The organism is Humibacter antri, assembly GCF_054777235.1.
On sequence record NZ_BAAHAW010000005.1, the window covers coordinates 69,941 to 91,861 of the forward strand.

21 protein-coding genes and 1 tRNA gene are annotated in these 21,921 nt (G+C 66.8%); 7 read left to right on the plus strand and 15 right to left on the minus strand.

The features are described from left to right. Positions 1-57 precede the first annotated feature (57 nt). From tatC to ACYVDK_RS03195, 8 genes are all read right to left on the minus strand, one after another. Positions 58-807 (minus strand): twin-arginine translocase subunit TatC, encoded by a 750-nt coding sequence (gene tatC / locus ACYVDK_RS03160; RefSeq protein WP_460517828.1) that lies wholly within the window; start codon positions 805-807, stop codon positions 58-60. A gap of 53 nt (positions 808-860) precedes the next feature. Continuing rightward, positions 861-1,100, minus strand: a complete 240-nt coding sequence (tatA, locus tag ACYVDK_RS03165; RefSeq protein ID WP_460517831.1) for a Sec-independent protein translocase family protein — start codon at positions 1,098-1,100, stop codon at positions 861-863. A 1-nt stretch (position 1,101) separates the two neighbouring features. After that, positions 1,102-1,458: a hypothetical protein gene (locus ACYVDK_RS03170; protein WP_460517834.1), complete on the minus strand. Its 357-nt coding sequence runs from the start codon at positions 1,456-1,458 to the stop codon at positions 1,102-1,104. A 79-nt stretch (positions 1,459-1,537) separates the two neighbouring features. Next, positions 1,538-2,536 (minus strand): helix-turn-helix transcriptional regulator, encoded by a 999-nt coding sequence (locus ACYVDK_RS03175; protein ID WP_460517837.1) that lies wholly within the window; start codon positions 2,534-2,536, stop codon positions 1,538-1,540. Further along, on the minus strand, positions 2,529-3,548 hold the full coding sequence (locus tag ACYVDK_RS03180) for a helix-turn-helix transcriptional regulator (protein WP_460517840.1): 1,020 nt from the start codon (positions 3,546-3,548) through the stop codon (positions 2,529-2,531). Before ACYVDK_RS03180 ends, ACYVDK_RS03175 begins: the two co-directional genes overlap by 8 nt. A gap of 58 nt (positions 3,549-3,606) precedes the next feature. Further along, on the minus strand, positions 3,607-4,545 hold the full coding sequence (locus ACYVDK_RS03185) for a hypothetical protein (RefSeq protein ID WP_460517843.1): 939 nt from the start codon (positions 4,543-4,545) through the stop codon (positions 3,607-3,609). 70 nt (positions 4,546-4,615) lie between these two features. Next, entirely contained in the window at positions 4,616-5,650 is a 1,035-nt protein-coding gene (locus ACYVDK_RS03190; RefSeq protein ID WP_460517846.1) for a tRNA (adenine-N1)-methyltransferase, read from the minus strand. Beyond that, positions 5,647-6,315 (minus strand): HAD family hydrolase, encoded by a 669-nt coding sequence (locus ACYVDK_RS03195; protein WP_460517849.1) that lies wholly within the window; start codon positions 6,313-6,315, stop codon positions 5,647-5,649. The genes ACYVDK_RS03190 and ACYVDK_RS03195 overlap by 4 nt, the downstream gene beginning before the upstream one ends. 196 nt (positions 6,316-6,511) lie before the next feature. Between ACYVDK_RS03195 and ACYVDK_RS03200 the strand changes: the two genes are divergently transcribed. Further along, positions 6,512-7,462: a PAC2 family protein gene (locus ACYVDK_RS03200; protein WP_460517852.1), complete on the plus strand. Its 951-nt coding sequence runs from the start codon at positions 6,512-6,514 to the stop codon at positions 7,460-7,462. Positions 7,463-7,595: 133 nt separating this feature from the next. Here ACYVDK_RS03200 and mshC read toward each other — a convergent pair whose 3' ends face one another. The 3 genes from mshC to ACYVDK_RS03215 are packed head-to-tail and all read right to left on the minus strand — an operon-like array spanning position 7,596 to position 11,108. Beyond that, the gene (mshC, locus tag ACYVDK_RS03205) at positions 7,596-8,864 is read right to left on the minus strand and encodes a cysteine--1-D-myo-inosityl 2-amino-2-deoxy-alpha-D-glucopyranoside ligase (protein WP_460517855.1); all 1,269 of its coding nucleotides are present in this window, start codon (positions 8,862-8,864) and stop codon (positions 7,596-7,598) included. Then, positions 8,857-9,726 carry an undecaprenyl-diphosphate phosphatase gene (locus ACYVDK_RS03210; RefSeq protein ID WP_460517858.1) on the minus strand — a complete coding sequence of 290 codons (870 nt, stop codon included), beginning with the start codon at positions 9,724-9,726 and terminating at the stop codon, positions 8,857-8,859. Before ACYVDK_RS03210 ends, mshC begins: the two co-directional genes overlap by 8 nt. 38 nt (positions 9,727-9,764) lie before the next feature. Next, positions 9,765-11,108, minus strand: coding sequence for a M20/M25/M40 family metallo-hydrolase (locus ACYVDK_RS03215; protein ID WP_460517860.1), 1,344 nt, complete (start codon positions 11,106-11,108; stop codon positions 9,765-9,767). A 160-nt stretch (positions 11,109-11,268) separates the two neighbouring features. On the opposite strand from ACYVDK_RS03215, the gene ACYVDK_RS03220 reads away from it, so the two are divergent. Beyond that, positions 11,269-11,354: transfer RNA gene (locus ACYVDK_RS03220), tRNA-Leu, on the plus strand. Positions 11,355-11,627: 273 nt separating this feature from the next. Here the strand turns inward: ACYVDK_RS03220 and ACYVDK_RS03225 are convergent. Further along, the gene (locus tag ACYVDK_RS03225; protein WP_460517863.1) at positions 11,628-12,338 is read right to left on the minus strand and encodes a Rossmann-fold NAD(P)-binding domain-containing protein; all 711 of its coding nucleotides are present in this window, start codon (positions 12,336-12,338) and stop codon (positions 11,628-11,630) included. 101 nt (positions 12,339-12,439) lie between these two features. On the opposite strand from ACYVDK_RS03225, the gene ACYVDK_RS03230 reads away from it, so the two are divergent. Next, positions 12,440-13,309 carry a helix-turn-helix transcriptional regulator gene (locus tag ACYVDK_RS03230; protein ID WP_460517867.1) on the plus strand — a complete coding sequence of 290 codons (870 nt, stop codon included), beginning with the start codon at positions 12,440-12,442 and terminating at the stop codon, positions 13,307-13,309. Between the two features lie 8 nt (positions 13,310-13,317). Here ACYVDK_RS03230 and ACYVDK_RS03235 read toward each other — a convergent pair whose 3' ends face one another. The 3 genes from ACYVDK_RS03235 to ACYVDK_RS03245 are packed head-to-tail and all read right to left on the minus strand — an operon-like array spanning position 13,318 to position 16,695. After that, the gene (locus ACYVDK_RS03235) at positions 13,318-14,337 is read right to left on the minus strand and encodes an LLM class F420-dependent oxidoreductase (protein WP_460517870.1); all 1,020 of its coding nucleotides are present in this window, start codon (positions 14,335-14,337) and stop codon (positions 13,318-13,320) included. Positions 14,338-14,395: 58 nt separating this feature from the next. After that, positions 14,396-15,826, minus strand: coding sequence for a dihydropyrimidinase (hydA, locus tag ACYVDK_RS03240; RefSeq protein ID WP_460517873.1), 1,431 nt, complete (start codon positions 15,824-15,826; stop codon positions 14,396-14,398). Between the two features lie 20 nt (positions 15,827-15,846). Beyond that, positions 15,847-16,695, minus strand: a complete 849-nt coding sequence (locus tag ACYVDK_RS03245) for a nitrilase-related carbon-nitrogen hydrolase (RefSeq protein ID WP_460517876.1) — start codon at positions 16,693-16,695, stop codon at positions 15,847-15,849. Between the two features lie 202 nt (positions 16,696-16,897). Between ACYVDK_RS03245 and ACYVDK_RS03250 the strand changes: the two genes are divergently transcribed. The 4 genes from ACYVDK_RS03250 (at position 16,898) to ACYVDK_RS03265 (ending at position 21,916) form a co-directional block, all read left to right on the plus strand. Further along, entirely contained in the window at positions 16,898-17,734 is an 837-nt protein-coding gene (locus ACYVDK_RS03250; RefSeq protein ID WP_460517878.1) for a mechanosensitive ion channel family protein, read from the plus strand. Between the two features lie 34 nt (positions 17,735-17,768). Beyond that, positions 17,769-18,407 (plus strand): SOS response-associated peptidase family protein, encoded by a 639-nt coding sequence (locus tag ACYVDK_RS03255; protein ID WP_460517880.1) that lies wholly within the window; start codon positions 17,769-17,771, stop codon positions 18,405-18,407. A gap of 65 nt (positions 18,408-18,472) precedes the next feature. Then, the gene (gene efeU / locus ACYVDK_RS03260; protein WP_460517883.1) at positions 18,473-20,608 is read left to right on the plus strand and encodes an iron uptake transporter permease EfeU; all 2,136 of its coding nucleotides are present in this window, start codon (positions 18,473-18,475) and stop codon (positions 20,606-20,608) included. A gap of 45 nt (positions 20,609-20,653) precedes the next feature. Then, positions 20,654-21,916 (plus strand): Dyp-type peroxidase, encoded by a 1,263-nt coding sequence (locus ACYVDK_RS03265; protein WP_460517886.1) that lies wholly within the window; start codon positions 20,654-20,656, stop codon positions 21,914-21,916. Positions 21,917-21,921 lie beyond the last annotated feature (5 nt).

The window sequence follows — 21,921 nt, forward strand, 5'->3', positions numbered from 1 at the left end:
CCGACCAGACTATGGGCAGGAACCGGTCGCCGTATCGGGGCGGATGACGCCGCGCCGCTACCCCGCCGCGAGCTCCGCATCGATGTCGAGCGCCCGCTTCGCAATCCGGCGATCGTGCAGCCACGCCACCACCCACGACAGCAGGTAGAGCACGACCAGGGGAAGCGCCAGGAGGAACATCGAGATGACGTCCGCCGACGGGGTCGCGATCGCGGTGAAGACCATGATCGTGAGGATCGCCCATCGCCAGGACTTGATGATCGCCTTGGCGCTGATCACGCGCATGAAGTTGAGAAGCACGACGAACACCGGAAGCACGAACGCGATGCCGACGACGATGATCAGCTTCAGCACGAAGTTGAAGTAGTCGGACGCCACCAGCAGCGTCGTCTCGCCGTTGGGCACGAAACTGGTGAGCACACCCACGATGTGTGGAACCACCCACCAGCCGGCAGCGCAGCCGGCCAGGAACAGAGGGACCGCGGTGAAGAAGAACCCGAACGTGTAACCCTTCTCCCTGCGATTGAGCCCAGGGGTGAGGAACGCGAAGATCTGGTAGAGCCACAACGGCGACGTGATGATGATGCCGATGTAGACGCTCAGTTGCAGCTTGAGGTCGAATGCTGCGGTCACGTTCGGCCAGTTGATGCTGGCATGCTGCGTCTTTGCAATCTCATGCACAGGCAGGCTGATCGCGTCCCACACGAACGGTTCGAGGAACCAACCGGCGATGGCGCCGACGAGGATCCCTCCTGCGATCCAGAAGAAGCGGTTCTTCAGTTCCCGGAGATGTGCCCCCAGGGACATCCGGCCTTCGGGATTCCTGCCGCGCTTGGTACGAGCGGCGGTGCTCACGGTGACTAGATCTTGTCGGCCGGCTTGTCAGCCGTAGAGGGCTCGGCCTTGGCCTCGGTCTTAGCGGACTTGGACGCCTCAGCGGCCTCGTCCTCTTCCTGTCCATCGCGGATCTCCTTCTTGAAGATACGCGTGGACTGCCCGATGCTCCGCGCCAGTGCGGGAAGTCGGGTCGCTCCGAACAGGAGCACGATGATGAGCAGGATGATCCAGATGTGCCATCCGCTGAAGAGATCGCCAAGCATTTCAATGTCGCTTTCGCAGTAGGTGGGAGAACCGACTCGGATCGGCACTCACCAGGAGTTTACCGCGTCGGACTCTCGCTTCCCGCCGAGTATGCCTGATCGTTGCATTGCGTGCGCGACGTTCGTCCCACCTCTGCGCGTATTCACGGGCTGGGCCGAGCACGGCAGGGCGAAAGGCGGCTTCGCCGGCCCCCTCGCCTGCACGGGACGAGAGAACGTCGGTCTTCTCCGCGAGGTCGCCGAGAGCACCCATGGTGGCCATCGCCTTCACGAACAAGCGGTAGCCGAATAGGCCGAACATGCCGAGCAGGGCGAGTACGAGCACGGCCCAGATGACGAGCCAGGACCACCAGGGCATAGTTCACCCTATAGGCCATTGAGGATCGGCGGCCGACCCGATTGAGCCGGCGAGCGGCTTCAGCCGCGATAGTCCGTGGCTAGACATCGTCGCCGTTTGACGCATGCTCATAGCGACTGGTACCGGCCCGTGCCCAGTCAGCGACGGCGATCCGCGCCTCTTCCGGCGCTGTGACGGTGACCTGACCGGCGAACCTGGCGACCATGCGCTTGAGCCCGTGATAGTGCGCCACGCGCACCTTGGTGTGCACGACATCGCCGTCCTGGATGCGCGCAGCATCGTCGGGGATGTAGTCGGCGATCAGCGGCAGCGCCGCCGCTGCGACGTCGACCGAGACGGAGAGATCTTCGGCCGAGCCCTGGAAGAGCCGCTCCGGCAGCACGATGCGGGCGGCGTGCTCGCTGATGGGCTGCCCGGTCGAGACCAGGTGATCGATGCGGTCGAGACGGAAGGTGCGCGCAGCCTCCCGCAGATGGCACCAGCCGCGCAGGTACCAGTCGTCGTTCACAGATTCGATGCGCAGCGGGTCGACCGTGCGTCGCTCCGAGTCGCCGCGCGCGCTGACATAGTCGAGGTCGACCTGCGTGCGGTTCTCGATCGCGGCCCTGATCGTGGCGACGGTGTCGCGAAGCGCAGCGGGGGCGACCGCCACCTGCGCCGCGCCGGCAGCCGTTCCATGTTCGAGCTTGGCCATCAGCGACGACATCGCGTCGCGATCCGCGTGCTCGGGCAGCGAGCTGAGGTACTGAAGACCTGCGATCAGCGCGGCGGCCTCGCGTGCCGACAACCGCGGGGTGTCGTCGATCGCGACGGTGTGCGTGAGTGCGATGCGATCGTGCTGCTCCAGTTCGTCCCAGTCGATGTCGAACAGGTCGCCGGGCAGATACGAACGGGACTCGCCGGGCAGTCCGGAGACCGCGATCAGATAGACGGCGTCGCGGATCTGCTTCGACGAGACGTCGAACGCGGCGGCGACCTCGTCTACCGCGGCGCTCTCGTGATCCATCAGGTATGGGATGAGCGAGAGCAGCAGGGCGAGTTTGTCGCGCGCGTCGCGGGGTCCGGCGGTCTCAGCCACGAGCATCCACCTCGCCTGCGCCGGTGCTCGCAGTGTGCTCCACCAGCGTCGTGTGCAAGCGGTCGCGTACGGCGTCGACGAGGCGTTGCGGCCAGACCACGCGCACCTCCGGCCCATAGCCGGCGAGCTCGTCGGCGAGGAGTGCAGTGTCGGAGTAGTGCACGAGCAGGTTGCCTTCCCCATTGCGGCGGGTGTCTTCGCGCTTGCTCAGCCGCACCCAGGCATCCGTTCCGGGCAGCACGTCGAGTTCGGCCTGGTTGCGGTCCCAGATCTTCTGCAGTTCGTCGATCGCGCGCGAGGCGTAGTCGGTGCCGTGGCGCTCGAACCCGAGCTGGGTCACGCGGGGTCGTCCGATCACGCGCGAGAGCAGGAAGGTGCGCGGGGCATCCGCTCGCCTGTCGTGGGCATGAAGCAGCCAGCGCCCGTGGAACTGGACGAGCGCGAGCGGCTCCACGACGCGCTTCGTCGATTCGGTCTCCCCCGGCTTCAGATAGTCGAAGTTGACGACGACGCTGCGCTCCAGTGCGACCTCGAACGGTTCGAAAGCGGCCTCCCTGGTGCGCACCCGGGGAGCGAATCCGACCAGTGGATCGTCGGCCTCCACGCCGAGGGTGCGCAGTTTCATGATCGCTCTACGGGAGTCGGCCGAGAGGGATCCTTCGCGCCAGACGGTTGCGGCGAGGCCGAGCAGCGCCATCTCTTGCGGGGAGAATGTGATGTCGGCGGGCAGGTCGTATGCCGTTTTGGGAATGCGATAGCGCAGGCCCTGATTGTTGCCCGGGTCTCCCGGGTCTTCGACCGTCTCCAGCGGGATGCCGAGTTCGCGGATGTCGTCTTTGTCGCGTTCGAACTGCCGCTCGAGCGCGCTGTTGTCGCCGCCCTCCCGATACCGGGCGTTGTAGCCCTGCACGCTGGAGAGGATCTCGCTCTTCGTCAGCCCCGATTCGGTGGCGACAAGAGTGAGCACGAGCGAGAACAGGCGCTCCTCGACAGGGACCTTCTGTGGGGACACGCAGGCAATCCTATGAGGTCGGCGCGCCGCGTGGCGTGGGGCGAGGACGCGGTCGCCGCTACTTCCAGATGCCGAGAACGTCGATCACGTACGCCGTGGCGTTGCTGCCGGGAGTGACCACCAGGACCTGGCTTCCGACGTTCTGGCCGATGAGCTGCTTCACCACGTCGGAGGGCGGAGCAGACCCGTTCGAATTCGTCGCCGGCCACACGACGGGAGAGCCGTCCAGCCAGCTGGATCCGGCGACGGAGGTGGGGTCGTTGTACGTGACGGCCGTGTAGTTCACCAGCACGCCACTGGAGGAGTCGACCTTCTTCACGACGGCGCCCGAGCCCTGCCGGAGCACTGCGGTGCGTAGCTTCGTCGGCACCGTGTTCTCGCTGATCTTGATGCCCGGCTGCCCGTCGGGTGCAAGGACGACGGTGGGCATGCCGGGCTGCCCTGGACGCGGAGAGCCGGTCGCACGGGAGGGATACGCCTTCTCGACGTCGACGACGAGAACCACGTCTTGGCTGGCCGATCCTTGACTGCCTGCGATTTCGGCCTCTGTTCCGGTGACCACGATGCGCGATCCGACAGTGCTGCACATCAGCGCCTTCTGCAGGCCAGGCAGCGAACTCGATCCACCCGCCACGACAGCAGCCGGGAACGTCTCGACGGACTTTCCGGTCGCTGCGTCGTAGTGAGCGAGCGTGAACCTGACCATCTGGCCCTTGCCGATGGTCTTGCCCGAGCCGGTCTTGGCGGTGCTCTTCTGCAGCGCGTTCGTAACGACCGGGTGCGGGAACGACGCGTGCGGTGAGCCGAACGCGCCCGACGTGTGGATCAGCTGGGACGCAGCCCCGGGCTGCACGCAGGAGCTCGCCGAAGCTGCCGAGCATCCGGTCAGTCCGACACCCACGAGTGCCGCGGCGGCGATCAGTGTGCCGATGCGACGAACGCGTGCGGTGAGCGGCACCGAGCGTGCCGGTGCTGTGCGTGCCAGGAGTGTGCGCACGATTCCTCTTTCGACGAGGGACGAGGGGATCGGGGCGGCCGGGGCAGGCCGAGCGCTCCGGCATCCCATGCTAGTCGACCGACTGATGGCGTCCTGCTCGGTCGTCGGATGGTGCGGCGTCGCGTTCACGAGCCAGCCGGGCGGCTTCGGATGCCTCGCGCACCCTCTTGCGCAGGCTCTTCGGGCTCACCACTCGTTCGCCCAGTGCGCCTGGCGTCCACGCCTCGACGTCGTCTTCGCTGTACTCGCTCTTGGACGCCCGTCGTTTGAGCTCGGGGAGCGCTGTGCCGGGCGCCAGCCGTCGCGCACTGATCAGGAAGCCGGTGTGCGCGATCATGCGATGGTCCGGTCGCACCGCGAGTCCCTCCACGTGCCAGCTGCGCACCATCGTCTCGTTCGAGATCGGGTGGGTGAACGCGCCGCTGCCGCGGATCGCCTCCGCCACACGGGAGAGCTGTGTGACGGTCGCGACGTAGCACAGCAGTACGCCACCGGGCTTGAGGGCTGCGGCACAGGCATCCACGCACTCCCACGGCGCGAGCATGTCGAGCACGATCCGGTCGACGTCGCCGTCTGTCGCAGACGCCGCAAGCTCCTGTTGGAGGTCGCCGACCGTGAGGGTCCAGTTGGGTGGGAATTCGCCGAAGAACGTCTCGAGGTTGCCGCGGGCGACGTCGGCGAACTCGTCGCGGCGCTCGAACGAGAAGAGTCGTCCGTGCGGGCCGATCGCCCGCAGCAGCCACAGGGAGAGGGCTCCCGAACCGACCCCGGCCTCCACGACAGTTGCACCGGGGAAGATGTCGGCCTGCGCCAGGATCTGCGCGGCATCCTTCGGGTAGACGATCGCGGCGCCGCGCGGCATCGACATCACGAAATCGGTGAGCAGTGGTCGCAGCGCCAGGTGCTCCACCCCGGCCTCGTTCGCCACGACGGAGCCGTCGGGCAGACCGATGATCGCGTCGTGCGGCAGGGGGCCCCTGTGGGTGTGGAAGACCTTGCCGGGAACGAGCGTGATCGTGTGCAGGTGCCCCTTCGGTCCTGTCAACTGCACTCGGTCGCCCGCACGGAAAGGGCCGGAGGAGGCCGGAAGCTCGCCGGGAGTCACGCGGCACGCTCTTCGAACAACCCCGCCAGGTCGGCGAACGTGATGCCTTCGAGCGTCGGCCACAACGTGTGCTCGTCACAGGCCGGAAGCGGGATCATGTGCGGAACGCCGATCGCGACGGTGCCGGCGGCAACGGCCGAGGCGAGTCCGTTCATCGAGTCCTCGATGGCGACGCAGTCCTGTGGGCGTACACCGAGCTTCCTGGCCGCGTCGAGATAAGGATCGGCGTACGGCTTCGGCCTGTCGACCTCGTCTCCGGTGACGAGCACGTCGAAGGCGGAGAAGGGGATCTGGGACACGACCTGCTCCGCCATGTCGCGGATGGACATGGTCACGAGGGCCGTCTTCACGCCTTGTTCCCGGATGTCGAGCAGGAGCTCCTTCGCTCCTGGGCGCCAGGGCACGCCGCGGGATTCCAGCTGTTCCTGCACCCGCCGGGTCAGGGTGGAGACGATGGTGTCCGCGTCCAGTGCGACACCGTGCTCCTGGAAGACCTTGGCCGACTCCCAGAGTCCTGACCCGATCAGTACGAGGGCGTCGTCATGCGTCCAGGTTCCTCCGTGCTCGGTGACGAGCTCGGTTTCCGCCTGCATCCAGTACGGCTCGGTGTCGACAAGGGTGCCGTCCATGTCGAAGAGCACGGCGGCGGGGGCAGCGGAGGTCACGAGCATCCAGTGTATCGATGCCTCGCGCCTCGAAGCCCTGGTCGGCTCGGTCGTGCGACCGAGCTCGCGCCGCGCCCTCGGTCGTCGCTTTCGTGCCCGGTGCGAGCGCTCGGTGCCTCCGCGACCGAAGAGGGCCCGGGCCTATTCTGGGTAGGCGCGCCCAGCCAGGGCGCCGGAGACGAAAGCAGCCGACAGCGTGAGCAACGACAGCGGGATCTTCGACGGACGCATCCTCGTGGTGGCGTTCGAGGGGTGGAACGACGCGGGTGAAGCCGCGAGCGGGGCCGTGCGCACCCTGAAGGATTCCCTCGATGTCGTGCCGATCGCGAGCATCGACCCCGAACAGTACTACGACTTCCAGTTCAACCGTCCGATGCTTGCTGCCGACGAAGAGGGCGGCCGAAGGCTGGAGTGGCCGGGTGCCGTGGTGTACGCGCCGGTCTCGCCGGGCGTCCATATCGATCCGCTCGAGGAGGACGCTGAGGTGCATGCCAGCGGGAGCGGCGTCGGCAACCTCTATCTCCTGCTCGGCACGGAGCCGTCTCGCAGCTGGAAGGCCTTCACCGCCGAACTCATCGATGCCGCCCTGGCCGCGGGCATCGACGGCATCGTGCTGCTCGGATCCATGCTCGCCGACGTTCCACACACTCGACCGATTTCGGTCTTCGCCTCCAGCGACAACCAGCAGGTGCGTGCCGACCTCGGCGTGGAGCGGCCGACGTACGAGGGGCCGGTCGGAATCCTCAGCGTGGTCGCCGACGCGGCGGAGACTATGGGGATCCCGACGCTGGCGCTGTGGGCATCCGTTCCGCACTACGTGCACAACTCGCCGAGCCCGAAGGCGATGCTCGCTCTCATCGAGAGGCTCGAGCAGCTCATCGACGTGACGGTTCCCCGAGGGGAGCTCGTGGCGGATTCGGCCGCTTGGGAGAGCGGCATCGACGCGCTCGCCGCCGACGACGAAGACATGGCGGCGTATATCGAGCAGCTCGAACAGGCCAGAGACACTGTGGACTCCCCGGAGGCGAGCGGCGAGGCGATCGCTCAGGAGTTCGAGCGCTATCTGCGACGCAGGGGCGATGGCCGTGACAAAGGCGATGGCAGAGGCGACGGCAGAGGCACTGACGAGCCCTGGCGTCGGGAGTAGTACCTGCATCGCACTACACGTTTTCGCATCCGCATCCGCGTCGGTGCTTTCGTGTGGTCGGTGCTTTCGTGCTGCGAGTGCCGACAAGTGGGGCGGTATCCGGATCGGCGCGCCGGTGGTGACGGGCGCAGGCTCAGAGCACGACGCCGAGCAGGGCGTCGGCCAGCGTGCGGATGAGTGCCGGATCGTCGACTCCGGTCTCTACAGCGGTGTCGACCGCGGAGAGTGCGCCAGGCGTGTCGAGATCGTCGGCAAGTCGTGAGCGCACCTGCTCGAGCACGTCGAGTGCGTGTGCGCCGTTCGGGGTCGGCCGGATGCCGCGCCAGGCATCCAGCCGCCGAAGTGCCTCATCGAGGCCCTCCCGCGTCCACTCCCATTCGTCGCGGTAGTGATGCGCGAGCAGGGCCAGCCGGATGCCGGTGGCCGGCACCCCCTGCTTCACCAGTTCGGAGACCAGGACGAGGTTGCCCAGCGACTTGCTCATCTTCTCGCCCCGGTAGGCGACCAGCCCGGCATGGCTGAAGACCTTGGCGAGCGGATGCCCGCTGAGCGCGGCCGCGTGTCCCGCGCTGAGATCGTGGTGCGGGAAGATCAGGTCGGCGCCGCCGCCCTGCACGGTGAAGTCATGTCCGAGATGTTTCAGCGCGATGACCGAGCACTCGATGTGCCAGCCGGGTCGGCCTCGGCCTAGCACGGACCGCCACGACGGTTCGCCCCCGCGTGCGGCACGCCAGAGGAGCGGGTCGAGCGGGTCTCGCTTGCCGGCGCGACCCGGGTCTCCGCCGCGCTCGGCAGACAGGGCGAGCATCTCGGCGCGGTCGAGGTTGCTCTCTTTGCCGATGCGCCACGGGCTGGAATGTTCCGCCGACGCGATATCGAAGTAGACGTCGTCGGTCTCGTCGTCGCCGATGTCTGTGCTGTTCCCCGTTTCGGGTGTGGGAACGCGGTAGGCGGTGCCGCGCTCGAGCAGGAGCGCCACGGCATCCGCTATCTCGTCTATCACCTCGGTGACGGCCACGTAGTCCTGAGGCGGCAGAATGCGCAGCGCGGTCATGTCGCCGCGGAACAGCTCGATCTGCTGATCGGCGAGCTCGCGCCACGGCACGCCGGTGGCCTCTGCGCGTTCCAGCAGCGGGTCGTCGATGTCGGTGATGTTCTGCGCGTAGTGCACCTCGAGTCCGGCATCCAACCACACCCGCTGCAGCGTGTCGAACGCGAGGTAGGTGCTGGCATGGCCGATGTGCGTGGCGTCGTACGGGGTGATGCCGCACACGTAGAGCCTGGCGATGACATCGTCAGGCGCCGAGCAGAGGCGTTCGCCAGTGGCCGTATCGTGCAGTCGAGGCGGCCTGCCCGTGCCCGGAAGTCTCGGCACCAGGGGCCGTGCCCACGACTCAGGCATTCAGCACCCCGGAACCGAGCAGGATCATCAGGAGCACTCCGAGCGCTATGCGGTAGACGACGAACGGCAGGAAGCTGCGCCGGGAGATGTAGCGCATGAAGAACGCGATGACGAGCAGCCCGACCGCGAAGGCGACCACCGTGGCGCCGAACGTGTCGACCGAGTTGAACACCTCGGGGGTGCACGCCTTCGCTGTCGCTTCATGGGACCCCGCTATGCACGGATGCCTGACCGATTTGTACAGCTCGTACAGTCCGCTTCCGAAGACGGCCGGCATCGCCAGCAGGAACGAGTACCTGGCCGCTGCGCTGCGCTGGTAGCCCATGAACAGACCCGCGGAGATCGTGCCGCCGGACCGCGACACACCCGGCACGAGGGCGAACGCCTGCGCGACGCCGTAGATCGCCGCGTGCCCCCAGGTGAGCTCGGCGACGCGGCGGGTCTTCGCACCGATGCGGTCGGCGACCCACAATACGATCGCGAACACGATGAGCATGACGGCGACGATCCATAGCGAACGGAACGTGGTCTCGATGGCGTTCTGGAAGAGCAGCCCGAGCACCACGATGGGGATGCTGCCCACGATGATCATCCAGCCCAGACGCGCCGTCGGGTCATTTCGCGGGATGCGGCCGAACAGAGCGAGGAACCACCGCCCGATGATGTGCGTCACGTCGCGCCAGAAGTAGACGAGAACCGCGAGCTCAGTACCGAGCTGGATGATGGCGGTGAATGCCGCTCCCGGGTCTTCACCCGTTCCGATCAGTTCGCCGACGATGCGCACGTGCGCGCTCGAGGAGACGGGCAGGAACTCGGTGAGCCCCTGCACGAGGCCGAGGATCAGCGCGCCTATGAAGTCCATCGCACTCTTTCGGTGGGTCGGAGGCCGTAACGGCTGCGTCAGTAGGTGGAGAGCAGGTGGCGCAGCACTGTGCGGCCGAACACGAGCGCGTCGAGCGGCACCCGTTCGTCGACGCCGTGGAACATGGCGGGGAAGTCGATGTCGGCAGGCAGCATGAGCGGGGCGAAGCCGTAGCCGGTGATGCCGAGCCTGCTGAGTGCTTTGTTGTCTGTGCCGCCGGAGAGCAGATACGGCAGCACGACGGCGTCGGGGTCGTGCGACAGCAGGGCATCCGTCATGGCGTCCACCAGCGGGCCGGTGAACGGTGCCTCCAGCCCGATATCGCGATGCACGATCTCGATGTCGACGTCGTCGTCGACGAGTTCGCGCACCTTCAGGAGCACGTCATCCTCTTCGCCGGCGAGCGTTCGGATGTCGACCAGTGCCTCCGCTCGTTCCGGTACGACGTTGTGTTTGTACCCGGCCTTCAGCAGTGTGGGGTTGCTCGTTGTGCGGAGGGTCGCGCGGATGAAACCGGATGCCGTACCGCTGCGCAGCACCACCTCGTCGGGTCCGAGCGTCACAGGGTCGACATCGAGCAGTCTGGCAAGCTCGCCGACCAGTTGCGTGGTCGTGGCCGTGAGGCGCAGCGGCCACTCCTGAGAGCCGATGGCCACGACCGCCTTCGCCAGTTCGGTGACGGCGTTCTCGGCGACCATGCGGGAACCGTGCGCCGCTTTGCCGCGCGCGACGAGGCGGATCCAGACCAGGGACTTCTCCCCCGTCTGCAGCAGGTAGGCGCGTTTGCCTGCGATGTCGACGGAGTAGCCGCCGACCTCGCTGATGGCCTCCGTCGCGCCTTCGAAGACGCCGGGATGCTCGTCCACCATGAAGTGCGAGCCGAACAGGCCGCCGTCTTCCTCATCGGCGAAGAACGCGATGACGAGGTCGCGCTCCGGTGCTTCACCGGCGCGGAGGATATCGCTCAGCGCGGTGAGGATCATCGCGTCCATGTTCTTCATGTCCACGGCGCCGCGGCCCCAGAGCAGTCCGTCGTGGATCTCCCCCGCGAACGGGTCGAAGGTCCAGCCCGACGGATCGGCAGGCACGACGTCCAGGTGGCCGTGCACGACAAGTGCCGGCTTGCTGCGATCGCGGCCCTCGACTCGGGCGACGACGGTGGCGCGGTCGGGCCGCGACTCGAAGGTGCGGGGTTTCAGGTCGAGGGCTGCCAGGTGTTCACTGACGTAGGCTGCGGCATCCGTCTCGCCTTTCGCCCGTCCTTCGCCCCAGTTGGTGGTGTCGATGCGGATGAGATCCCGTGCGATGCGCGCCGTCTCGTCGAGGCTCTGCTCGGTTCCCGATCCCTCGGCGCGCGCGGTGGCGTCGTCCGGGTTGGTCATGGGGGCAACGCTACCGGGATGGCGTTCTCGGCGACCAATCGGATGCCTCTGATCGAGTGTCGTCAGCGGTCGTCGTGGCCCCTTCGGGATGGGCGGAATGGCATCGGATTCGTGCTAACCTCGTACGTCGGTGGCCGATTCGTCGGTCTCCGGAATGTGCGCGCGGGTGGCGGAATAGGCAGACGCGCTAGCTTGAGGTGCTAGTGCCCTTTATCGGGCGTGGGGGTTCAAGTCCCCCCTCGCGCACGAAATGCAGAAGGCCGGTCCGAAAGGACCGGCCTTCTGCATTTCGTACGCGTGCGGGTCTCCTTGAACCCCTCGGGGGTGGGCCCCCACCGCCGGAGGCTCCGAGCGCCGCGAAGCGGCGGTTGGAGGGGCGGTAGGGACAAGTCCCCCCTCGCGCGGTTTCGAAGCATCGCTTCGAAACCGACTCCAGCACTATTCGATGCGGCGGAGGAAGCCGCCTATGTGCACCCCGGGCCTACGAACCCCTCCCCCGCGCCGCGAGCCCCGCAACCTTCACCAGCCGAGCACGCCTGCATCCTCCTGGAAGGTGCCGGTGGGCCCGTCAGTCCCGATATTCGCCCAGGCCGCGACCACCTCTGCACTCTCGCCGGCGGGGCGTCCGGGATGGCTGCCCGGGTCTCCCCCGCCCAGCTCGGTCGCCGTGATGCCGGGTTCGACCGCGTTGAACTTCACGTCGGGAACGGCCTTCGCGTACTGAACGGTGAGCATGGAAACGGCGGCCTTGCTCGACCCGTAGACGATGGCCGGGAAGTGCGAGGCGGGTCGAGACGACTCGTGCGTTGCCCAGAACGAGCCGAGAGCGCTCGAGACGTTCACGACGACGGGGTTGTGCGATCTCCGGAGCAAGGGCAGGGCTGCCTCCGTGACGCGGATGATGCCGACTGCGTTCGTGTCGTACACCTCCAGGGCGCTGGCTCCGTCAAGCGCTTCGCTCCGGCCATCCGCGATGCGCCTGGCGATCCCCGCGTTGTTGACGAGTACGTCGAGCCCGCCCTCGCTCGCGATCGTGGCGACTGCGGCTGCGACGGATGCGTCGTTCGTCACATCGAGCTGCACGAAGCGGGCGCCGAGTTCGTCGGCGGCTTCCTGTCCGCGCTGCTCGTCGCGTGAGCCTATGTAGACGGTGTGTCCCATCGCGATGAGACGCCGGGCGGTTTCCTTGCCGAGGCCCTTGTTGGCCCCTGTGATGAGTGTTGTGGTCATGCAGCAAGGCTCCGCTGCGGCTGGACGCGCAGGCAGTCGTCTGTTCTTCATAGGACCGGTAGTGCCACGACAACGGATGCTCGGCGAAGCAGACTGGAACGGTGGATCATCAGGAGTTCGGTCGGACCGTTCGGCACTGGCGGGATCGCGTCGCTCCGGACTCGGTCGGCCTTCCGACGGGCACCCGGCGACGAGCTGAGGGTCTCCGTCGTGAGGAACTGGCGGCTCTGGCGGGGATCTCCGTCGACTACCTCACGCGGCTGGAGCAGGGCCGCGCCACCTCGCCGTCGGAGCAGGTGGTCGAGGCGCTTGCCAGAGCACTGCGCCTGTCCGATCCGGAACGCGAGCTGTTGTTCCGGCTCGCAGGCCTTGCGGTTCCCGGTCGCGATCTGGTTCCGGCACGCATCCCGCCGAGCGTGCAGCGGCTGCTCGACCGTCTCTCCGCAAACCCGATCGCCGTGTACGACGCAATGTGGAACCTCCTCGTCACGAACGCCGGGTACGACGCCCTCACGGGTGCGTCCGCGTGGCGCGGCATCCAGCGCAATGGAGTGTGGCGCAACCTGGTCGGGCCGGGACCGGTCGCCGAGCTCGGACCAGTCGAACTAGCTGAGCAGCAGGCCGGACTCGTCGCCGACCTGAGGCTCACGGCGGCGAAGTACCCCGCCGATCCACGGCTGCGCAGCCTCGTCGTCGAACTGCGACGGCAGAGCATCCTGTTCTCCGAACTGTGGGATGCCGGAGAGATGCGACCGCACGAGGACCGCTCCCGCCACAAGTACGTCGAGCATCCGGAAGCCGGCCGGATCGGGCTGGATTGCGACACGTTCATCGTCGCCGGCGACGATCTGCGCATCATGGTCTACTCGGCCCAGCCGGGCACGGAGGATGCCGAGCGCCTGGCGTTGGCGATCGTGCTCGGCACACAGGCCTTCCCCGACGAACCGGCGCGGGGCCGATCGACGCGGTAGTCGGGGCCTTACTCCTTCGCGGCGACGTGCTCGACGACGGCGGGGATGACAGTCTCGCCGTAGACCCGCAACGTCTCCTCCTTGTCGTCGTGCTGGAGGTATCCGGCGAACTGGGTGACGCCCAGCTCTTCCAGCGCCTTCAGCTTGGCAACGTGGTCCTCCGCAGGGCCCAGCACGCACAGCCGGTCGACGATCTCGTCGGAGACGAACGCGGTGTGGGTGTTGCCGACGCGACCGTGCTCGTTGTAGTCGTAGCCCTCGCGCTCCTTGATGTAGTCCGCCAGCACCTGCGGCACAGCGCCTCCGCCCTCCCCGTAGCGGCGGACGATGTCCGCGATGTGGTTGCCGACCATGCCGCCGAACCAGCGGGTCTGCTCCCGCTGATGGTCGACATCCGCTCCCACATACATCGGCGCAGCGACGCAGATCGCCAGGGAGTCAGGGTCGCGACCGGCGGCGCGTGCTGCGTCCTTCACGGCGCGGATCATCCACTCCGCCACGTCGAGGTCTGCAAGCTGCAGGATGTACCCGTCGCCGACCTCGCCGGCGAGCTTGAGCGCTTGCGGCCCGTAGGCGGCGACCCACATCTGAAGCTCGCTCCCCTTCGACCAGGGGAAGCGCAGCGTCGCCCCCTTGTATTCGACGGCCCGGCTGTTGGCGAGCTCCCGGATGACGTGGATCGCCTCGCGCAGTTCCGCCATCGTCACAGGCCGCCCGTTCGTGACTCGCACGGCGGAGTCGCCGCGGCCGATCCCGCAGACCGTGCGGTTGCCGTACAGCTCGTTGAGCGTGGCGAAGACGGATGCCGTCACCGTCCAGTCCCGCGTGGCGGGATTCGTGACGAACGGACCGACCTTGATGCGGTGCGTGCGGGCGAGGATCTGGGAGTGGATGACGTACGGCTCCTCCCAGAGCAGGTGCGAGTCGAAGGTCCACGCGTGGCTGAAGCCGTACTGCTCGGCCAGCTCGGCGAGGTGCACCACACGGCTGCCGGGCGGATCGGTCTGCAGTACGACGCCGAATTCCATGAGCGGATGCCTCTCTCCTACGCCCTCAGGCTCTCCTGGCCGTCAAGCCACATTCCGGTCAGGCCAGGTATTGGCTCAGCCCGCGCTTGAGGTAGACGCCATCGCCCTTGGCACCCACGTACCTGCCGTCGTCGACGATGACCTTGCCCTTCGACAGCACCGTGTGCACTCGGCCGTCGATCTCGAAGCCCTCCCAGGCGGAATAGTCCAGGTTCATGTGGTGTGTCGCGGCGGAGATCGTGGTGTGGCCGCTCGGATCGTAGACGACGATGTCGCCGTCGGCGCCGGGCTGGATGACGCCCTTGCGCCCGTACAGACCGAACATGCGGGCCGGCGTGGTCGAGGTGATCTCCACGAAGCGCTCGAGCGAGAGCTTGCCGGTGGCGACCGCCTGGTACAGGAGGTCGACGCGGTGCTCCACCGTGCCGATGCCGTTGGGGATCTTCGCGAAACTCGTCAGGCCCAGCTCCTTCTGGTCTTTCATGCAGAACGGGCAGTGATCTGTGGAGACGAGCTGGAGCTCGTTCGTGCGCAGGGCCCGCCAGAGCTCCTCGATGTGTCCCTCGTGCTTCGAGCGCAACGGCGGTGAGGCCACCCATTTCGCTCCCTCGAAGTCGCCCCACTGGTCGCTGTGCGCCCCCAGCTGGTCTTCGAGGCTGAGGTAGAGGTACTGCGGGCACGTCTCGCCGAACACGTTCGAGCCGCGATGGCGAGCGGCGGCGATCTGTTCGACGGCCTGCTTCGCGCTCACGTGCACGAAGTACAGCGGCGTGCCCGCCACATCGGCGATCATGATGGCCCGGTGCGTGGCTTCCTCTTCCATCTGCCACGGACGGGTGAGCCCGTGGTACACCGGGCCCGTGTCGCCTGCGGCGATGGCCTGCTGAACGAGCACATCGATGACCGAGCCGTTCTCGGCGTGCATCATCATCAGCGCGCCGTTCTCGGCCCCCTTCTGGAACGCCCGGAAGATCTGCCCGTCGTCCGAGAGGAACACGCCCTTGTACGCCATGAACAGCTTGAAGCTCGTCACACCCTCGTTCACGAGCTCGTCCATCGCCGTCAGTGACGTGTCTTGAACGTCGGAGAGGATCTGATGGAAGCCGTAGTCGATGGCGCAGTTCCCGGCCGCCTTCTCATGCCACAGGTGGTACTGGTCGAGCACGTTCTGGTCGGGGTACTGCGTGACGAAGTCGATGATCGTGGTCGTGCCGCCGATGGCGGCTGCCCGGGTTCCGGTCTCGAACGTGTCGCTGGCGTTCGTGCCCCCGAACGGCATCTCCATATGCGTGTGCGGATCGACGCCACCGGGGATGACGTACTTTCCGGTCGCGTCGATGACCGCGTCGACGGATGCCTTCAGGTCGGAACCGAGCAGCTGCGAGCCGGGCTGGAGTACGGCGGTGATCGTCTCCCCGTCGATGAGCACGTCGGCGGCCACCCGTCCCGTCGAGCTGACCACGGTGCCGCCCGTGATGAGAGTCTTCATCGCTTCTCCACTGCTTTCGGCTACGGCTTCGGGATGCGCGTGTACGACTCGGGCCGACGGTCCCGATAGAACTGCCAGTCGTCGCGTGTCTGCCGCACGAGGTCGAGATCGAGGTCGCGGATGACGAGTTCCTCGTGGTCCCGCGAGCCGTATCCGCCGATGACGTTGCCGCGCGGATCGACGAACTGACTCGAGCCGTAGAAGTCGACCGCGAGGTCGCCGTACTCGTTGTCTTCGCGGCCGACCCGGTTCGGAGCGGCGACGAAGTAGCCGTTCGCCGCCGCGGCCGCCGGCTGCTCGATCTCCCACAGCCGGTTGCTGAGTCCTGGTTTGGTCGCGTTCGGGTTGAAGACGATCTGCGCGCCGCCCAGGCCGAGCTCGCGCCATCCTTCCGGGAAGTGGCGGTCGTAGCAGATGTATACGCCGATCGGTCCGACGGCCGTATCGAACACGGGGTACCCGAGGTTGCCTGGGCGGAAGTAGAACTTCTCCCAGAACTTGTCGAGGTGGGGAATGTGGTGCTTGCGGTACTTGCCGAGAACCGTGCCATCGGCATCCACCACCACCGCCGTGTTGTAGTAGACGCCCGGCTGCTCCTCCTCGTAAATGGGCAGGATCATCACAAGCTTCAACTCTTCGGCGAGTTCCATGAAACGCTGCACGGTGGGTCCGTCCGCCGGCTCGGCGTAGGCGTAGTACTTCTTGTCTTCGGTGATGCCGAAGTACGGGCCGTAGAACAGCTCCTGGAAGCAGAGCACCTGCGCGCCCTGCGCGGCCGCATCGCGGGCGAATCCCTCGTGTTTGACGACCATCGACTCTTTGTCGCCGGTCCACGTGGTCTGGCTGATGGCCGCTCGAATCGTTGTCACGTTGATCCTCTCCATCGGTGTTCCCCGCATTAAACGCTTGAGATCCGCTTCTTCGCTACGGATGAACGCGAATGGGGGTCTTCGGCGCTCGAATGCGCAACTGCCGGCGCGTGCCGATGCTTCCGATCTCGGGCATCTCGAATGGCGATCCCCGAGTTCGACGAGCTGCCGTGCCACGCTCTAGAAGACGAAAGGGTCTCGTGTGAGCATTGCCGCTGCGGATGCCGGTGACGCGGCGGGCTTCCTCGCCGGCCTGGAACCGTGGGATGTCGCGCTCGCCGCGCTCAGTGTGGTGCTCGGCATCGTGTTCGGGGTGCTCGCCAAGCGTGGCACCGCTGCGCTTCTGGCGCGGGTGCCGAACCTCTCCCCCATCGTTGCGAAACGTGTGGCGACCACGGTTCGCCTGACGCTCATCCTGCTCGGTGTGGGGATCGCCCTCACGTTCCTGGGTGCGCCGATTCAGCCGGTGATCGCCCTGGCGATCCTGCTCGCGGTGATCGCAGGGCTCGCGCTGCGCGGCATCGCGGAGAACTACGCCGCCGGGCTGGTCATCCAGACGAGGCGTCCCTTCGTACGCGGCGACGTGGTGCGGATCGGCGACTACGAGGGCGTCGTCACCGAGATCAGCGGTCGTTCCGTGACGGTGCGGCAGTTCGACGGTGCGGTCGCGCACATTCCGAACGCGACAGTGCTGTCCAACCCGTTCCTGAACCAGTCGGAGCGCACGGCGATGCGCAGCGAGGTCGAGGTGCGGCTTCGCTATCGCGACCGTGACGATCTGGATGCCGCCGTGGCGGACATCCGCTCGGCATGCTCGGGGATCGATGCGATCGTCGACGGCAAGCACGCCGAGGTGCTGTTCGTGGCGATCGGGTCGGACCGGGCCACACTGTCGGTGCGGTACCGGCACCATCCGACCCACAAGGGTGCTGTCAGGTCGCAGGTCGTCTCGGCAGTGTACGGGGCGGTCGCGGGGCGCGAGGCTGTGGTCACCTCGGCGAAGGTAGACCCGCCGCTGACTCCGCCGGCCGGGGTGTGAACGAGTTGTCGGTCGCGGCAACTACGGTGAGGGCATGTGCGCCAGTTATGGGCTCGATCCGCGTTTCACCGATCCTGACGGGATCCTGGAGGGCGACGCAGAGCTCCTCTCCGAGCTGCGAACCTGGGCTGCAGACAATGCGGATGAGACGCTGCTGCCCACGGGAAAGAACCTGCGCAACCTGAACCCGATCATCCAGGCATCCGGCGGTCGCCGCGTTCTTCAGCCCGGGTGGTGGGGGTATCTCGTGCGCGGCGAGCCGGCGAGGTTTCCCTCCATCAACACCCGCTCGGAACGACTCGCCGAGCGCACCGGTCCTCTCCCGGAGCGAGTCATCGTCCCGGCGACCTCCTGGTTCGAGATGCAGAAACCCGGCCGCCAATGGTTCCAGTTCGGTCAGGAAGCCCTCGCGCTCTTCGCGATGGCCGCCATCGCCCAGCCCGGCCGCACCTCGGACGGTGCGACCTTCACCTGCTTCTCTATCGTGATGCGGCCGGCACCTGATGCGCTCGCCTCTGTTCACGATCGCTCCCCTCTTCTCGTTCCCGCGGCCTTCGTCGACCAATGGCTGACCGGTTCAGGCACGCCGGCCGAACTGATCGACGCGTCGATCGCAGAGTCCGAAACGGCACTGGCGGCGATCGATGTCATGCCCATCGCGAAGAGGCCGTGAGCGTTGGGAGCCATTGCGGCGTAACTCGAATTGCGTTGAAGGTAAGCCTTACCTAACATTGCACAGTGACCTTGGTTGACGCTCTCCCGAATCTTCTGATCGGACTACGGGATGGGCTCGAGGCCGGACTCGTGGTGAGCATCCTGCTGGTCGCGCTTCGCAAACTCGGTACGGTCGACGGCGAGCGGCGGTCGTCGTTCCCCATTTGGATCGGGGTGATCGCAGCGGTGACCGTCGCCGCGAGCTTCGCCGCGGTGCTGACCTACTCGACCGATGTTCTCGGGGCGGTCGCGCAGTCCGCCATCGGCGGAGTTCTCAGCGTGGTCGCCGTCAGCCTGGTCACCTGGATGGTGTTCTGGATGCGCAATGCCGGCCGCGGCCTCTCCGGCGAGCTCTCCGAGCGGGTACGCACGGCATCGTTCGTCGGAGCGGGCGCACTGGCCGTGACGGCGTTCGTCGCGATCGGTCGCGAAGGCCTTGAGACGACCCTCTTCATCTGGACGGCTGCCCGGGCTTTCGGCGACACCCTGTATCCACTGATCGGCGCGTTCGTCGGCATCGCCATCGCGGTTCTGATCTGTGCGCTCATCTACCGGGGCGCGCTCAAGGTCAACCTGGGCAAGTTCTTCGGCCGCACCGCAATCGCCCTCGCCGTGATCGCCGCAGGAATCCTCGCCTACGGGCTCGGCGAGCTGCAGACCATCGGATGGCTTCCCGGTTCGACCTGGATCGGCTTCGACATCAGCGGCGCCGTTCCCTCCGACACCTGGTGGATGTCGATCATCTCCGGAGTCACTGCCCTGCAGACACGGATGACCGTGCTCCAGGTCGTGGTCTGGGTGGCATACGTGGTCGTCATGGTCGTGCTGCTTGCGCGCCGTCCCGGGTCCAAGTCCGCGAAGACTGCACCGAAACCGGAGCGGCCGACGACGGTGGCGGATGCGTCGCCCTCGCCCGCCGCGGGAACGGCGCTCCCCGCAGCCGGGTCGGCCGAGCCCAGGGCGACCGTGCTCGAACGTTGGCTGCGTTGGGCGGAACGGCGCACGTGGTCGGTCATCGCCGGTCTCATCGTGGTGCCGGCCCTCCTGGCCGCGGCCATCATCGCCGTGCTGCCACCGAAACCGGCCGCCGCCTCTGCGGTCACCGTGTCGGATTCGGCGTGCGGTGCCGGATGGAAGGCGCCGCAGTCCGGAACACAGAGCATCACCGTCACGAACAACTCGAAGCGGGTCGGGGAGATCTACCTGAACAACGGGTCCGGCGGCGTCGTCGCCGAGATCGAGACGCTTGCACCCGCGACGACGGCGGAGATGACGGCGACCCTGAACCCCGGCAGCTACACCTTCACCTGCTACCTTGCCGGGCAGAAGGCAGGCACCTCGCCTGCGCTCCAAGTCGTCGGCCCGGCCGCTGCGGCACCGATCGCCGCAGCCCCGGTCACCGCGGGCGACCTCATCGGCCCGAACGACGCGTATCAGGCGTATGCCGCCGCACAACTGGATGCTCTCAGTGCCCAGCTTCAGAAGATCCAAGCCGATCTCGCTGCCGGCGACCGGGCTGCGGCGCAGGTGGACTGGCTGACGGCACAGGTGGATTGGGAGCGCGTGGGCGCGTCGTACAACAGTTTCGGGGACCTGGGCATGGCAGTCGACGGACTACCGCAGCAGTTCGCTGAAGGCACGAACGATCCACACTTCGCAGGCCTTCACAAGCTCGAATACGAACTCTGGCACGACGCATCCTTTGCCGAACTCCAATCCACGAACACGGCTCTGATCAAAGCGGTGCACGCCGTGAGGAGCGACCTGCGCTCCGACGATCTCGCCGGCGACCCGACGAACCTTCCGCTTCGCGTGCACGAGATCCTCGAAGACGCGCTCCGCGACCATCTCTCCGGCCAAGACGACCTGGGCGGTGGCGCCGGGTACGCCATGACGTCCGCCGACGTGGAGGTCACCGGTGCCCTGCTCGGCTTCGTGACACCTCTGCTGAATACCCGCGATCCGCAGCTGGTGCCCACCGCAACTAAGGAAATCGCCGAACTGCGCGCCGCTCTCGCCCATGCGCACACAAGCTCGGGGTGGGTGAGCCCTCAGACGGCATCGACTCAGACCCGACAGCACATCGACGGCGCGCTAGGGCAGCTTCTGGAGACGCTCTCGAACGTGCCCACCCTGCTCGAAATACCCAAACACGGATAGCCGCGCACCGCCCCGAACCCCCTTCGACCGCACCAGAGAACGACGATGAAATCAGCTGACGAGACCGAGCCCACCCGCGTCGATCGGCGCGCCTTCCTCAAGGGTGCAGCGGCCGGAGCCGCCACCACAGCCCTGGCCGGAGGCCTGATGGTGGCCGGTGGAGCCGTCGACCGCGCGCACGCAGACATCGCAGGCGGCCAATTGCGCGAGTCCTACCCGTTCCACGGTGCGCACCAGGCAGGGGTGCTCACCCCGGGCGCCGACGACAAGCAGCCCTACGCTGCCTTCGCGTCGTTCTCCGTGCTGGCCGACTCGAGGGCGGGCCTCGTGTCTCTGATGCGCACGCTCACCGACCGGGTGCGGTTTCTCACCGCGGGCGGCACCCCGAAGAATCTCGGCGTGAGCAGTCCGCCATCCGACTCCGACGTGCTGGGCCCCATCGTGCCGGCCGACGGGCTTACCGTGACTGCTGCGGTCGGATCCACGTTGTTCGACGACCGCTACGGATTGCAGGCGATGAAGCCGCGCCTGCTGGCGCCGATGCCCACCTTTCCCAACGACGCGCTCGAGGATGCCTGGCTCCACGGAGATCTGCTGCTTCAGTTCTGTGCTAATCACCCGGACACCATTCACCACGCTCTCCGGGACATTGCCAAGCACACCCGCGGCGGCATGCAGTTGAACTGGAAGATCGACGGGTACAGTTCGCCCCCGCGACCCTCGGGAACGGCACGGAACCTGCTGGGGTTCAAGGACGGCACGGCCAACCCCACCGGCAGCACGGCCAGGTCACTGATCTGGGTCGAGAACCCGGCCGAGCCCGCCTGGACGGCCGGAGGCAGCTACATGGTGGTGCGTACCATCCGCATGCTTGTGGAGTTCTGGGACCGCGTGTCGATCAACGAGCAAGAGCTGATGTTCGGCCGACGGCGCGACAGCGGCGCCCCGCTGGACGGCAACGCCGAATTCGACGCGCCGCACTACGCACAAGACCCGAAAGGAAAGGTCATCCCGCTGGATTCGCACATCCGTCTGGCGAATCCGCGCACGAAAGCGACGGCGGACCAGCGGCTTCTCCGCCGCTCGTACAACTACGACCTAGGAGTCGACCTGAATGGCAACATGCAGGCGGGGCACGTGTTCGTGTGTTTCCAGCAAGACCTGCAACGACAGGTCGAAACCGTGCAGACCCGCCTGATCAATGAACCTCTCACGGACTACGTGCAGCCGTTCGGCGGCGGGTACTTCTACGCGCTTCCCGGTGTTCGGGATTCGGCCGACTGGTTCGGCCGCGCTCTGCTCGCTTAGCCGGC

Excerpts from the sequence above, each read along its gene's own strand:
- ACYVDK_RS03225 (WP_460517863.1), bottom strand. The coding sequence starts at position 12,338 with ATGACCACAACACTCATCACAGGGGCCAACAAGGGCCTCGGCAAGGAA.
- ACYVDK_RS03265 (WP_460517886.1), top strand. The coding sequence starts at position 20,654 with ATGAAATCAGCTGACGAGACCGAGCCCACCCGCGTCGATCGGCGCGCC.
- ACYVDK_RS03255 (WP_460517880.1), top strand. The coding sequence starts at position 17,769 with ATGTGCGCCAGTTATGGGCTCGATCCGCGTTTCACCGATCCTGACGGG.
- mshC (WP_460517855.1), bottom strand. The coding sequence starts at position 8,864 with ATGCCTGAGTCGTGGGCACGGCCCCTGGTGCCGAGACTTCCGGGCACG.
- tatA (WP_460517831.1), bottom strand. The coding sequence starts at position 1,100 with ATGCTTGGCGATCTCTTCAGCGGATGGCACATCTGGATCATCCTGCTC.
- ACYVDK_RS03210 (WP_460517858.1), bottom strand. The coding sequence starts at position 9,726 with ATGGACTTCATAGGCGCGCTGATCCTCGGCCTCGTGCAGGGGCTCACC.
- tatC (WP_460517828.1), bottom strand. The coding sequence starts at position 807 with ATGTCCCTGGGGGCACATCTCCGGGAACTGAAGAACCGCTTCTTCTGG.
- ACYVDK_RS03170 (WP_460517834.1), bottom strand. The coding sequence starts at position 1,458 with ATGCCCTGGTGGTCCTGGCTCGTCATCTGGGCCGTGCTCGTACTCGCC.
- hydA (WP_460517873.1), bottom strand. The coding sequence starts at position 15,826 with ATGAAGACTCTCATCACGGGCGGCACCGTGGTCAGCTCGACGGGACGG.
- ACYVDK_RS03235 (WP_460517870.1), bottom strand. The coding sequence starts at position 14,337 with ATGGAATTCGGCGTCGTACTGCAGACCGATCCGCCCGGCAGCCGTGTG.
- ACYVDK_RS03215 (WP_460517860.1), bottom strand. The coding sequence starts at position 11,108 with ATGACCAACCCGGACGACGCCACCGCGCGCGCCGAGGGATCGGGAACC.